The organism is Empedobacter tilapiae, assembly GCF_004785645.1.
Taxonomy (GTDB): domain Bacteria; phylum Bacteroidota; class Bacteroidia; order Flavobacteriales; family Weeksellaceae; genus Empedobacter; species Empedobacter tilapiae.
Genome location: NZ_SRPE01000010.1, coordinates 80345 through 93059, shown reverse-complemented (window position 1 = coordinate 93059; position 12715 = coordinate 80345). Strand labels below are relative to the sequence as shown.

Sequence of the window (12715 nt, the reverse complement as noted above, 5' to 3'; positions counted from 1 at the left end):
TTAGATTATTCAATATTCTCGTCCAACTTCTTTGCTTTTTTCTTTAATTTTTTTGGTTTTTTTTTAGCTAGAAATGTATTTAAATCATCATCAATTTCTGTAGAATCTTCGTCTCCTAATAAATATCCCCAAGGTTTCAGTTCTGTAACATTATCAAAAACAATTTTCATTAAAGCAAGAATTGGAATACATAATAACATTCCCATAATTCCCCAAGTCATTTCTCCAATGACAAGACCAATTACAACTACAAGAGAATTAATCTTTACTTTCGAACCAACTATTTTAGGCATTACAACATTTCCATCAATAGCATGAATAGCAATAAAAGCAATTAATACAAAAAATAATTTTGATGCGGACATTGTTGCAAATGTTATAATTAGAGTAACAATTAATGAAATAATAATTCCTACATAAGGAATAACGTTCAAAACTCCTGTCAGTATAGCTAAGACAAATTTATATTTAAGTCCAAGAATAGAAAAAGCAATAAAAGCTAAAATTGAAACGATTAACATTTGAAGAAACAGTCCAATTAAGTATTGTTTTACCATTTTTTGAATAGATGTAATAACATTATATACTTGATCATGTGTGTTTGAATTGAAAGCATAATACAAGAACTTAACCAAATGGCGACGATAAATCAGAAGAAAAATAATGTATAAAAATGTAAACAGAATTGTCACAGCCATTGAAGAAACAATTGAAATTACTTTTTCAATTACAATTGTACTCGTTTCGATAGTTGTTTTAATATTTTTGGTAAAATATTCCATTTGTGCATGAGAATTAATGCCAAAGGTCTCATGAATCCATTTTTGTAAATCGATAAAAGCTTCTATAATTTGTTTTTGGAAAATTGGCCACTCATTTGCTATATCAGCCATTTGAATAGCAATCATATAAAAAATTCCTAGAATAAAAGCTGCAAATAATAAAGTAGTTATTATACTTGAAATAGCGCGAGGTAAACGCAAATATCTTTCAAATATAGAACAAATTGGAGCTAGTAATATAGAAATTAAAAATCCTAAAATTAATGGAACCAAAATACTTTTGCCAATTATTGATATAAATGTTAAACAAATGATAGACAATAATGAGCAGGCTAGCTTTAAATAAAACGGCCATTTTTTAATGACTTCCATAATTAAGTATATTTATTTTGACAATCTTTTAAATAGTAGGTATAAATATAGTTTTATTTCTTAAGATTTTATTTGAATCTTACGTTTATTTCAATAAAAAAACCACGTTATAAAAACGTGGTTTTCAGTATGTAATAAAAAAAATTATTTTTTCTTCGTATTTTTGCTTTCGTCAACGATTGTCATTTCATCAATCAAACGTTGCGCATTAGCATACTTGTCAACTACCCACAAAATGTAGCGAGAGTCAACCATAATATTACGACAAATTTCAGGATCATAATTTAAATCTGACATCGTTCCTTCCCAAACACGGTCAAAATTCAAACCGATTAATTCTCCTTTAGCATTCAATGCTGGAGAACCAGAATTACCACCAGTTGTATGGTTTGTAGCAATAAAGTTTACAGGTAATTTACCGTTTTTATCAGCATATTTTCCGTAATCTTTTTTGTCGTATAAACTTACCATTTGTTTTGGTAAATCATATTCATAATCACCTGGAATATATTTTTCCATGACACCTTCCATGTGTGTTACAGGCTCGTAATAAACCGCATCGCGAGGTTGGTAACCATCAACTTTTCCGTAAGTTACACGTAAAGTAGAATTCGCATCTGGAAAGATTTTCTTGTCTGTAAATACATCCATTTGGGCTTTCATATACGTACGCATCAACTTGTTTATTTTATCTTGATTCGCTAAATATGTAGGCGTTACTTTAGTTTGATTTGCATCTAAAATCAAACGAATTTGAGCAATTAGAGCATCTTCTTTTAAGGCTTTGATAAACTCAGTATCATTTTCAGCTAACGCTTTGATATTTCCTAAAACAGATTGTTCGTTGATTTTTTTTGTTCCGTTGATAACCGAATTTCCTAAAGCAGTTTTAATGTTCGCTGCAGTTGTATTTGGTAATAAATTTTGAGGAACAACTTTAAAATAATTATCTGCCAAATCAGAAGAAATGGTTTTGTCTAATTCAGGATTATAATCCTTGTGCATAGACGCAACTGTATTCAAAGCTTTAGCTTTTGTTTCTGCGTAATTTTTTTGTCCAACAGCATTCAAAATATTGTTCAATGTTAACGCCATTCTAAATGTTTCTGAATTTGAGAAAAACGTTTCAGAATACATTGTATACGCTAAATTGTAATCTTGATTTGCCTTATTAACTTGATTTAATTCAGAAATAATATTCGAATATTGACCTTTTAATTTAGGGTTTTTCGCAATACGATTCATGAAATCTTGCTCATGTTGTTGACGCTTTTCTACAGCTTTCGAACGATTTAATCCTAAAACTTCACCAATCCACTTTTTGTGTGCATTCGAAATACGTGCTTGCTTAGAAGCATAAGCAATACGAGTTGCATTGTCTTCACGCATTTTTTTATCAATGTGAGATAACGCAATCGTACGTACATTAATACGCGCAGGATTGATGACATCTTTTATTTGTTCGATAGAAGAAGCTGGTAAATATTCGTCTGTTGTACCTGGGAAACCATATACAAACGTGAAATCATCCTCGCTAATTCCCGAAATATTAATAGGTAAGAAATGTTTTGGTTTGTAAGGAACGTTTTCTGGAGAATAATCTGCAGGTTTGTTATTTTTGTCTGCATAAATTCTAAACATCGAAAAATCTCCTGTATGACGTGGCCAAACCCAGTTGTCTGTGTCATTTCCATATTTTCCGATTGCAGAAGGTGGCGCACCAACTAAACGAACATCTTTGTATGTTTCTGTCGTAAATTGGTAATATTTATTTCCTTTGTAAAAAGGTTTGATAAATACTGAACGATAAGATTCTGTCTTGCTTTTAGCATTAAAATCTTCAATATTTTTCTTGATGATTTTGTTACGATCTTCCTCCGACATATTATCATTAACACCAGCTAATATTGCAGTAGTTACATCTTTAATATCTACAATAAAAGTGGCTGTTAGACCTTCGTTTGGTAATTCGTCTTTCAACTCTTTAGCCCAAAAACCATCTGTTAAATAATCATTTTCTAAAGATGAATGCGCTTGGATCTCTCCATAACCACAGTGATGATTAGTTAATAATAAACCATTTGGAGAAATAACCTCTGACGTACAACCGCCACCAAAGTGAGCAACTGCATTGTTGATACTTTTATCTCCTGTACTGAAAATGTCTTTTGATGAGATTTTCAATCCCATGTCTTTCATTTCCTTTTCATTCAATTCTGTTGGAATCCACATTCCACCACCTTGTTGAGCAAAAGCACTAAAGTTTGCAAACAAAGCCATTAAAATAGATCCTTTAACGAATAGTTTTTTCATTTTTATTTGATTATTTTATTCTACCGATTTCTAAGAATTCCAAAGATAAAGATTTTTATTCAATCGTTAATGAATTGCCTAAAACCATTATTTTTAGTGAGATTTAAAATAATAATTTATACTATTTTTGAATTTTAAATGTATAATTGAAATGAAAAAAATAGGATTCACTTTTTTAACAATAATAGGTATAACGTCTTGTACAATAAAAGAAGAATTTACGATACAAGAAGATGGCAAAATAAAGTATACATACAATGTAGATGGAGCTGAATTACAAACCTATATTCCAGATCAAAATGATTTCTTTAGTACTTTGGATGAACAAAAAAAATTTGTGCAAGCTATGGAAAAAGGAATGACGCTTGAAAAATTTTTTACAGAAATCAAGAATAATGATGAATTATTAAAAAGTCATAATGAGGCAGCAAACAAGTTTTTAGCGAATAATAAAACAACTTATGAAAAAGTAAAGCAACATATTATTAAGGTTGATTTTAAAACACTAAATTATTCGACTGAATTAGTTTCTACAAATGAAAATATGGCTTCTGAATCTAAGTTGTTGAATGATTTTTTATTTGATTTTTTTAATGCAATTGATAATCCTTTCAGTTCTAAATATATTAATAATCAAAAGGTAATTACAAAAAATAAGGTTGAAATTAAAATAGATAAAGCAGCTTATGAAAAGTTAATAAATGGTCTTTCAACACAATTTGGTGGTGAGTCAACTTATTCTAGTTTGTTTAAATATAAATTAATTATTCATACACCTCAAAAAATAACTGCAAGTTCAGAAAATGGAAGTAACTTTAGTTTAGATCAGAAAACAGTTGAGTTTAATTATACTTTTTCAGAGTTAATTGCTGATGAACCGAAGTTAATTAATGTTACATATTAAATTATTATTAATCAATTCTTTCATAAGTTAACCTATATTTATTAGTTCGTCCGTCTAAAAATGCAATAAGTAAAATAGCTCCTGAAGTATGATTAGCAACATCTAAGATTAGATTATTGTTAGTATCTAAACCAAATCTAATTTTATTAATATCAATTGCACCAGCAATATAAGGGATTAAAAGTGGCTGAAAGTTTTTATTTTTTAAATACAAAAAGCCATCTTTTTTTAGTTTAGTTTTAATTACTCGTTCTCTAAATAAAGTACCATTTTCAAGATAAAGAAGCTTCATCTTTTTTTTACTTAAAATGTCTATTTTTAACGAATAGGTTTTTAGCGAATCTATATGTAGAGTGTCCTTTATTAGTTTTCTATCTAATTGTTGAAATAAGTTACTATATACTCTTTGTTTTTTATAAATAGAGTCATTATTTATTTGAATAATTTGATAATTACCATTTAATTTTTTGATATTTGTTACATCTAAATTGTTTTTTTGACTATCAACTTCTTTAAAAGAAAGACATCCATTAAACAATAAAAAGATACTTGATAACAAAAGAGCTAATTTCATTTCTATTATTTCTTAAATTTTACTAATCATTTCTATTAGTTCTAGAAAACTATTTTCTTTATTAAAACTTTTGATTTTTTCTATTACTTCAGGATAATCTTTAAATAAAATATACAAATCCGCTTTTGCTTTTTCGTATTTTTTTTCTTTCATTCTAATTAAATATGAATAAGCAATAAGATTATTTTTTTCATTAGTTGCATCCTGAAAAATAAAGTTGAGATAATCTTCTGGAGCTCTACTAATTGGGTTATATCCTGCTAAAGTAATTAAGTAAATATTAAATTTTCCTTTAGAAACGACTTGTGCAAAAGATTCTTTAATTTTCGTAGTTTGTCCTATCAAGGCATAATTATCAGAGCAAACAATAAGATTTTTTAATGAAACAAAACTCATTTTATCAACTGTAAAACCAATAATTTCATTCGGATTGTATTTTGTGACCTTATCATCTTTCGTTTTTCTAAACTTTAAGTCACTATCATGACTTGGAGTCCATTTAAGCTCTCCGTTTAATTCAGATAGATCATTTAATGTAACTTTTCCAGTAACAAAATCTTTGGCAAAAGAATATTCTTGAGCGTTTATAACAAGAGAACTAATCATTAGTGTGATTAATAGAATTGTTTTCATAAAAAATAAATTATTTATGAATTCTAAATTACTTTAAACAATTTATATATGCAATTTTGTCAAGTAAAACGATTTAAAGAATAGCTAAGCTAAAATTAATTATTAACTGATTCTTTCGTAAATTTGACATTCGAAACACATTGTGAAATGAAACAAATTGTCGAATTCCAAGATTTAGGAATTAACAGAAATTATCAAGAAATTTGGGATTATCAAGAAAGTCTTTTAGCAGAAAATATAGCTGTAAAACAATATAATAGAGCGCAAGAAAAGGAGGGAAGTTCGGATTTTAAAAAAACTAAAAATCATTTACTTTTTGTAGAACATCCACATGTTTATACGCTTGGGAAAAGTGGACATTTAGAGAATATGTTAGCTTCGAGTGATAAATTAAACGAAATAAATGCAACCTTTGTGAAAACGAATCGTGGTGGAGATATAACGTATCACGGACCGCAACAATTAGTTGGTTATCCCATTATGGATTTGGATAATTTCAAGCCAGATATTCATTTATATATGCGCAATTTGGAAGAAGTCATTATCAAAACTATTGCCGAATATGGGTTGAAAGGTGAGAGATCACAAGGAGAAACTGGCGTTTGGTTAGACGTTGGTCGACCTTTTGCTCGAAAAATTTGTGCAATGGGTGTTAAGGCTTCTCGTTGGGTAACGATGCATGGTTTTGCGTTAAATGTGAATACAGATTTACGCTATTTTGAATACATTGTTCCATGCGGAATTCAGGATAAAGCTGTAGCCTCATTAGAAAGAGAACTTGGACATCAGGTAGATATGAATGAAATAAAAGAGTTTGCTAAAAAACATTTTGCAGAAGTATTTGATATAGAGTTTAAATTAATTCCATCAGAAATATAATTTATAAAAAGACTGTTGTTAAACAGTCTTTTTATTTTTAGTTACTTTGATTAATTTGTCGGAACGAATAATCTTTTTAGAATTTTAATAAGTCTAAAATTCTAAAAGTATTTGTTATTTAGTGTATAAATAAATTATATTTATAGGCTTTTTGAAGAATCAATAAGTTTAATAATTAAAACTACATTTTAACAAACACATGGGGCAAACACAAAAAACAAACTGGAGTCAATTTATACCATTAGTTACAGTATTTTTCTTCTGGGGATTTGTAGCAGCAAGTAATGATATCTTAATTCCTGTATTTAAAAAAGCATTTGATCTAACTCAAGGACAAAGTCAATTAGTCTCCTTAGCTTTTTATATCGCCTATACTGTCGGTTCTGTAATCTATATGATTATTTCGATGATTATGGGAAAAGATTTAATCAATAAAATAGGTTATAAAAATAGTTTGTCATTAGGATTATTGATTTCAGCATTAGGAACACTTTTATTTATTCCTGCAGCTAATTTACATTCATATCCTTTAATGTTATCCGGATTGTTTACAGTTGCATTAGGATTTTCATTACAACAAACTGTTGCAAATCCTTTAGCAATTGCATTAGGAAATCCTAGTACAGGTTCTCAACGATTAACATTGGCTGGAGGAATAAATAATTTAGGAACAACAATAGGACCTTTAATTGTTGCTTATGCAATTTTTGGCCATGCTTCTAATGGAGAAACAGAACTAAGTATAGATGCAGTAAAGATTCCTTATTTATGCTTAGGTTTAGCATTTTTAATTGTTGCGATTTTTCTTAAATTTTCTTCATTACCAAGTCATCCAGAGCAAGAAGAGGAAAATATAGATTCTGAAACAAATTCAAAAGATAGATCTTCAGCATTAAAATATCCTCAATTACTTTTAGGAATGATTGCTATTTTCTTATATGTTGGAGTAGAGGTGTCTACAGCAAGTAATTTGCCTGATTATATGGAAAAAGAGTTAGGTTTTTCAATTGCTCAAGTAGCACCATATGTTTCTTTATATTGGGCAAGTATGATGATTGGTCGTTGGGGAGGAGCTGCGGAAGCTTTTGGTTTAGATAAATCGAAAACAATGATTTTGAAATTTATTGCACCTTATTTAGCTTTTGGAGTTTTCTTATTGGTAAATAAAATAGCTGGTCACGATTTACAACCATTTTATTTTTATGCTGCAATAATTTTAGTTTTAATTTTAGCTGATATTTCAACAAAAGGTAATCCAGCACGTATTTTATTAACATTTTCAATTATAGGAATAATAGCCTTATTAATTGGAATAAACACAAAAGGAATTATTAGTGTATATGCAATAACAAGTGTTGGACTTTTTTGTAGTACGTTATGGCCTTGTATTTTTGCTTTAGCAATTAAAGGTTTAGGAAAAAATACATCACAAGGAAGTAGCTTTTTAATAATGATGATTATGGGAGGTGGAATAGTAAGTTATTTGCAAGGATTGTTAGCAGATGCAACTTCTATTCACTTTAGTTATATTGCTGGAATAATTTGTTTTGCTTATTTAGCATTTTATGCAATTAGTTCTACAGTTATTTTGAAAAAGCAAGGAATTGATTTGAATGAAATTGAATCATAAAAAAATATAGAATATTAATTAAAAGCTTAATCTATAAGATTAAGCTTTTTTATTTTTCACAAAAAAAATACTAAGAATTTCTCTGTTTTTAATAATAATAAAAAGAAATTCCCAGTATTTGAAATATAAATGGAAAGATTTTTAATCTTTTTTAATAATTTTATTATTGTTGCCTTCTATTGTTTGAGGGAGTTTACCATTTTTAGAAATAGCTTTTCGATAATATAGAATATTTCCTTCTCCAGCTAATTCGGCAGATATTAAACCATTAACAGTTACAGTATTATTGGTTCCCATAATTTCTATTTTTCCACAATCTCCTTTAAGATTGATAACATGACCACTTCCTCCAACTTCAACTTTCTGACCTTTACAATCAAGAGTTTGTTTTTGATTATTCCCATCAATTTCTATTTGAGCAAAAGAAAAGTATCCAAGAAAAAGTAAAAGGCTTGTACATAATAATTTATTCATTTTCATATATCTATATTTTTGGTTGTATTTTTAAATTACAATAATCGTGCTCATTAAGTCAATAAAATCTAACTTTACAAAAATTTAACAAGATGACTTTAGCTGAGTTAAAGCAACATTTTATTACAGAATTACAAACTATTTATAATAAAGAAGAAACTGAAAGTATTTTTTTTATTTATTTAGAAGATAAATTAAATTTAAAATTTGACCTTTCACATGAAATTGAATTTACTTCAGAAATTTCTTCAGATTTAAAACAATTAATAGCAGGTCAACCAATACAACATATTACAGGAAAAGCTTTTTTTTATAATGATTTCTTCTTTGTAAATGAAAATACATTGATACCACGCCCAGAAACAGAAGAATTAATTGAACTAATACGAAATGATTATTTTCAGAGTCAAGATTTATCTATAATAGATTTAGGAACAGGAAGTGGTTGTATACCTATTTCTTTAGCTAAATTATTTCCTAAAGCCAAAATATCTGCTTTAGATATTTCAGAAAAAGCATTAAAAATTGCAACATTAAACGCAAAAAAATTAAATGTTGATATAGAATTTTTTCAAAAAGATTTACTTGAAGATATTTTAATCAATAAGACTTTTGATGTAATAATATCTAATCCTCCATATATAAGAAATTTAGAAAAAGAAGATATGCATCAAAATGTGTTAAATTTTGAACCGCATTTAGCTCTCTTTGTCGAAAATGACGATGCTCTTATTTTTTATGAAAGAGTAATAGAATTCGCTAAAAATCATTTAAAACCCAGTGGAACAATCTATTGTGAAATTAATCAATATTTAGGAGAAGAGACAAAAGTTCTTTTTAAGAAAAGATATAAAAATGTAACTATTTATAAAGATATTTCAGGAAACGATCGTATGATTAAGGCAACAAATTCATAATAATATTATAGTTTTTTTCGTTAATATTTTTAAAAGAAAATGAATCAGTTTATAAAATTTGGTATTAAAATTGTTAGAACTGATTCTATTATTAAAACAATAAAAAAACGACTATGAAAAAATTATTTGTATTAGTAGCAGTTGCTTCATTATCATTCGCTACTTCTTGTAAACAAGAAACATCAAAAACAACAGAAACTAATGTAACTGTAGATTCTTTAGCAAATGATTCTACTGCAATTGTAACAGAAACAACAACGACAACAATTTCTGAAACAGACGCAAAAGCAAAATTAGATGAAGCAAAAGCAAAACTAGAAGAAGCGAAAGCAAAAGGAGATAAAGCTGCAGAAGCTACTGCTCAGAAAGCTTATGATGATGCAAAAGTTGCTGTGAATAATGCCGCTCAAGATGTAAAAGAAGGAGTGAATAATACAGTGAATAAAGTAGACGAAAAAGCTACTCAAGCTAAGGAAGATATCAATGCTGCAGCAAAAGATGCAAAAGAGGATATTAACAAAGCTGCAAAAGATGTAAAAGCTGAAGCAAAAGAGGCTGGAGAAAAAGCAAAAGAAGGATATAATAATACATTAGATAAATTAAAAGCTAAATAATTTTCAAAATTATTATTACTAACTTAGCCTTGAGAAATCTCAAGGCTATTTTTTATGTTAAATTTTAGAGAAGCAAAAAAGGAAGATGCAACATCAATTGCTGAATTGATGATGTTAGCAATGGATAAAATTGTTTATGATTTTATAGGAAGAAATGATTATAATGAAGGAATTTTATTTTTAAAAAAATTAATCGAAAAAAAGGATAATCAATACAGCTATCAAAATACAATTGTAGTAGAGTATGATAATCAACTTGCAGGAACAACAACTTTTTATGATGGAGGAAAGTTGCATGAACTTCGTAAACCAGTTTTAGAGTTATTGAAGAAAGATTATAAACAAGAAATTTATCCTCAAGACGAAACTCAAGCAGGTGAAATCTATATTGATACAATTGCTGTTTCTGAAAACTTTAGAGGAAAAGGAATAGGAACTGAAATTTTAGATTATTTGATAGAAGAATTAGTAAATAAGAAAAAATTAACTTTAGGATTATTGGTAGATTTTTCAAATCCAAGTGCAAAGAAATTATACGAGAGAAAAGGATTTGTTGTAATTGGAGAAAAAATGTTGATGAATGAAAATCATGAACATATGCAATATAAATTATAATGAAATAAATAAAAAAGAGCTTTTAAAAAGCTCTTTTTTATTTATTTCATTACCTCTAATTGTTTTAGAATTTTTTCTTCGTAAGGATCAATTGTAAATTGATCAAACTTCACAAAATCTTTATTGTCTTTTAAATATCCTAATTGATAATTTTGGCGAACTACAGGCTGATTATCGAAACTTTCTAAAATTGGTAGTTCAGAAACAGGTTCCAAAACTCTTTTGTTAGTTGTAGAAATTAATCCAAAATTCATTAAAAAATTATCTTTTGATAAGAAATAAGGAAAATAAGCCAAAATATCTGGACGATTGATCTTTAGAGAAGTTGCTTCTCCGTAGGTAGCAAAATTTTGATCGACAGGAGTAAGGTATTCATATTGATAATCAATAATTAATTGATTACTTTTATTTATCATTCCCCATTTTCCATTAATTTCAACGCCAGCAAAACCAGCTTTAAAATCTGTACATCCATCATATTCAAAAGGGATTATAGTTTGATTTAATAAATCTATAAAACCCCACTTTTCATTCTTCTTTACAGCGCAAATATTTTCTATGTAATCACTTGTTAATTCGTATTCAAATGGAATTAGAATTTGATTTGTTTTCGTAACGAATCCCCACTTGTCATTTTTTTGAGCACTATAAGCATTAACAGTAGTAAGCACAAGTTTTTGATATTCAAAAGGGATAACAATATTACCTTCTTTGTCTATTAAACCAAACTTATTGTCTATAGATATAGGAGCTAAACTGTTACGATCAAATATAGTTAGTTCTTCAAAAGTAGTTGTTTCTTTGTGAACAAAATCATCAAACTGATCAGTATCTTTTGGAAATATTTTTGTCATAATTCATTAATTCGTTGCAAAATTAAATAATCAGAAGTTAATAGTTTACATATAATTTTTAAAATATCCGATTTTAAGCAGTTTTTGTTATTTTAATTCTTATTTTTGTGTGAAAAGCTTAAAATATAACCTATGAATATTTTTACTAAATTATTTTTTACTGCAACTATGGTGACAAGTAGTTTTGTTGTCGCTCAACAAGACAGTATAAACATTACAAATTTACCAACAACAATTAATAAAGACTATTCTTTCGACGGAATTTGGAAAATTTCTAATGATGGAACTACTTCAAACTATAGAATTTCGGGAGGAAAACTAACTAATTATTCAAATAAAACAAGTCATACATTATTCCTTGACCTATATTTTGTACCTTCTAAATCTTCAGTTGATTTGTACGATTTACCTAATAAAATTGCTACGAATGCTCAGTTAGGTCAGTTAGAGGGAAATGGAACAAGTTTTAATAATGTTATTGTAACATTTAAAGCTTCTGATATTCAAGTTTTATCTCAAGGAGATTATACACCTATCCTATTATTAAAAGAAAGAGAAACAGGTAATGTATTGAATTATAAAATTTTAAGTAATAAAATTTCGTTAGAATCAAATAATATTTTAATAGATAAAGTAGTTGAAAATGTAGAGTTGCCTCAGATGACAGAAAATAATACTTTGGCATTTGAAAAAAATATTGATGCAACTTTATCAGATATTTATACACCTGTAGAAAGTATTTTAGAAGTAGAAAATGCGAATAAGAAAGTAAAATTAGCAGGAGTTTGGAAGTTAGAAATTGATTTTAGTACTTTGATGGTAACTGTAGATGGAATTAATAATTCTATTCAAAATTTAACTTCAAAACCAACGAACAAGCTTAAATTATTAGTTTACTTCTCTAAACAAAATATTACGGATGCAAAAGAAATAGATGGTTTCGAGTTACTTAACTTTGATGTTCCTTCTGTTTTTGGAAATACAAAAAAGGAAAACTTAAGTTTTACATCTAATATCACAAAGCTAGTTCCTTCTGGAGAATATTATCCTATTTTAGTATTAGCAGAAAAAAATGAAGTTGGAAATTATGTTATCAAATCAACATTAAGTTTGGGTGAAAAGTATATTTGGCAATAACTTTTAAAATGAAATAA

13 protein-coding genes are annotated in these 12715 nt (G+C 27.7%); 7 read left to right on the top strand and 6 right to left on the bottom strand.

The window, feature by feature from the left end; translation table 11 throughout:
- Window positions 1–5: 5 nt before the first annotated feature.
- Entirely contained in the window at window positions 6–1154 is a 1149-nt protein-coding gene (locus E4J94_RS13830) for an AI-2E family transporter (RefSeq protein ID WP_135836387.1), read from the bottom strand.
- A gap of 144 nt (window positions 1155–1298) precedes the next feature.
- Window positions 1299–3467, bottom strand: coding sequence for a S46 family peptidase (locus tag E4J94_RS13825; protein WP_168801881.1), 2169 nt, complete (start codon window positions 3465–3467; stop codon window positions 1299–1301).
- Between the two features lie 151 nt (window positions 3468–3618).
- Here E4J94_RS13825 and E4J94_RS13820 point away from each other — a divergent pair, with 151 nt between their 5' ends.
- Window positions 3619–4371, top strand: coding sequence for a hypothetical protein (locus E4J94_RS13820; RefSeq protein ID WP_135836386.1), 753 nt, complete (start codon window positions 3619–3621; stop codon window positions 4369–4371).
- Between the two features lie 7 nt (window positions 4372–4378).
- Here E4J94_RS13820 and E4J94_RS13815 read toward each other — a convergent pair whose 3' ends face one another.
- Window positions 4379–4945 (bottom strand): hypothetical protein, encoded by a 567-nt coding sequence (locus tag E4J94_RS13815; RefSeq protein ID WP_135836385.1) that lies wholly within the window; start codon window positions 4943–4945, stop codon window positions 4379–4381.
- 12 nt (window positions 4946–4957) lie between these two features.
- Window positions 4958–5578 carry a hypothetical protein gene (locus E4J94_RS13810; protein WP_135836384.1) on the bottom strand — a complete coding sequence of 207 codons (621 nt, stop codon included), beginning with the start codon at window positions 5576–5578 and terminating at the stop codon, window positions 4958–4960.
- Window positions 5579–5725: 147 nt separating this feature from the next.
- Here E4J94_RS13810 and lipB point away from each other — a divergent pair, with 147 nt between their 5' ends.
- Window positions 5726–6457: a lipoyl(octanoyl) transferase LipB gene (gene lipB / locus E4J94_RS13805; RefSeq protein ID WP_135836383.1), complete on the top strand. Its 732-nt coding sequence runs from the start codon at window positions 5726–5728 to the stop codon at window positions 6455–6457.
- Window positions 6458–6656: 199 nt separating this feature from the next.
- The gene (locus E4J94_RS13800; protein WP_135836382.1) at window positions 6657–8087 is read left to right on the top strand and encodes an MFS transporter; all 1431 of its coding nucleotides are present in this window, start codon (window positions 6657–6659) and stop codon (window positions 8085–8087) included.
- A gap of 141 nt (window positions 8088–8228) precedes the next feature.
- On the opposite strand, the gene E4J94_RS13795 is transcribed toward E4J94_RS13800, so the two are convergent.
- Window positions 8229–8561 (bottom strand): DUF3060 domain-containing protein, encoded by a 333-nt coding sequence (locus E4J94_RS13795; protein WP_168801880.1) that lies wholly within the window; start codon window positions 8559–8561, stop codon window positions 8229–8231.
- Between the two features lie 92 nt (window positions 8562–8653).
- Here E4J94_RS13795 and prmC point away from each other — a divergent pair, with 92 nt between their 5' ends.
- The 3 genes from prmC to E4J94_RS13780 all read left to right on the top strand — a co-directional run bounded on the left by prmC (window position 8654) and on the right by E4J94_RS13780 (window position 10707).
- Window positions 8654–9478 carry a peptide chain release factor N(5)-glutamine methyltransferase gene (gene prmC / locus E4J94_RS13790; protein ID WP_135836380.1) on the top strand — a complete coding sequence of 275 codons (825 nt, stop codon included), beginning with the start codon at window positions 8654–8656 and terminating at the stop codon, window positions 9476–9478.
- Between the two features lie 113 nt (window positions 9479–9591).
- Entirely contained in the window at window positions 9592–10092 is a 501-nt protein-coding gene (locus tag E4J94_RS13785; protein ID WP_135836379.1) for a hypothetical protein, read from the top strand.
- Between the two features lie 54 nt (window positions 10093–10146).
- Entirely contained in the window at window positions 10147–10707 is a 561-nt protein-coding gene (locus E4J94_RS13780; RefSeq protein WP_135836378.1) for a GNAT family N-acetyltransferase, read from the top strand.
- 41 nt (window positions 10708–10748) lie between these two features.
- Here the strand turns inward: E4J94_RS13780 and E4J94_RS13775 are convergent, their stop codons facing one another.
- Window positions 10749–11561, bottom strand: coding sequence for a WG repeat-containing protein (locus E4J94_RS13775; RefSeq protein WP_135836377.1), 813 nt, complete (start codon window positions 11559–11561; stop codon window positions 10749–10751).
- A 132-nt stretch (window positions 11562–11693) separates the two neighbouring features.
- Here E4J94_RS13775 and E4J94_RS13770 point away from each other — a divergent pair, with 132 nt between their 5' ends.
- A complete protein-coding gene (locus tag E4J94_RS13770) occupies window positions 11694–12698 on the top strand; it encodes a hypothetical protein (protein WP_135836376.1) in 1005 nt (334 codons plus the stop codon).
- Window positions 12699–12715: the final 17 nt, after the last annotated feature.

Bases quoted from the DNA above. Each gene is read 5' to 3' on its own strand.
- E4J94_RS13775 (WP_135836377.1), bottom strand. From the start codon at position 11,561: ATGACAAAAATATTTCCAAAAGATACTGATCAGTTTGATGATTTTGTT.
- E4J94_RS13810 (WP_135836384.1), bottom strand. From the start codon at position 5,578: ATGAAAACAATTCTATTAATCACACTAATGATTAGTTCTCTTGTTATA.
- E4J94_RS13785 (WP_135836379.1), top strand. From the start codon at position 9,592: ATGAAAAAATTATTTGTATTAGTAGCAGTTGCTTCATTATCATTCGCT.
- E4J94_RS13825 (WP_168801881.1), bottom strand. From the start codon at position 3,467: ATGAAAAAACTATTCGTTAAAGGATCTATTTTAATGGCTTTGTTTGCA.
- E4J94_RS13820 (WP_135836386.1), top strand. From the start codon at position 3,619: ATGAAAAAAATAGGATTCACTTTTTTAACAATAATAGGTATAACGTCT.
- E4J94_RS13780 (WP_135836378.1), top strand. From the start codon at position 10,147: ATGTTAAATTTTAGAGAAGCAAAAAAGGAAGATGCAACATCAATTGCT.
- E4J94_RS13800 (WP_135836382.1), top strand. From the start codon at position 6,657: ATGGGGCAAACACAAAAAACAAACTGGAGTCAATTTATACCATTAGTT.
- lipB (WP_135836383.1), top strand. From the start codon at position 5,726: ATGAAACAAATTGTCGAATTCCAAGATTTAGGAATTAACAGAAATTAT.
- E4J94_RS13770 (WP_135836376.1), top strand. From the start codon at position 11,694: ATGAATATTTTTACTAAATTATTTTTTACTGCAACTATGGTGACAAGT.
- prmC (WP_135836380.1), top strand. From the start codon at position 8,654: ATGACTTTAGCTGAGTTAAAGCAACATTTTATTACAGAATTACAAACT.
- E4J94_RS13815 (WP_135836385.1), bottom strand. From the start codon at position 4,945: ATGAAATTAGCTCTTTTGTTATCAAGTATCTTTTTATTGTTTAATGGA.
- E4J94_RS13830 (WP_135836387.1), bottom strand. From the start codon at position 1,154: ATGGAAGTCATTAAAAAATGGCCGTTTTATTTAAAGCTAGCCTGCTCA.
- E4J94_RS13795 (WP_168801880.1), bottom strand. From the start codon at position 8,561: ATGAATAAATTATTATGTACAAGCCTTTTACTTTTTCTTGGATACTTT.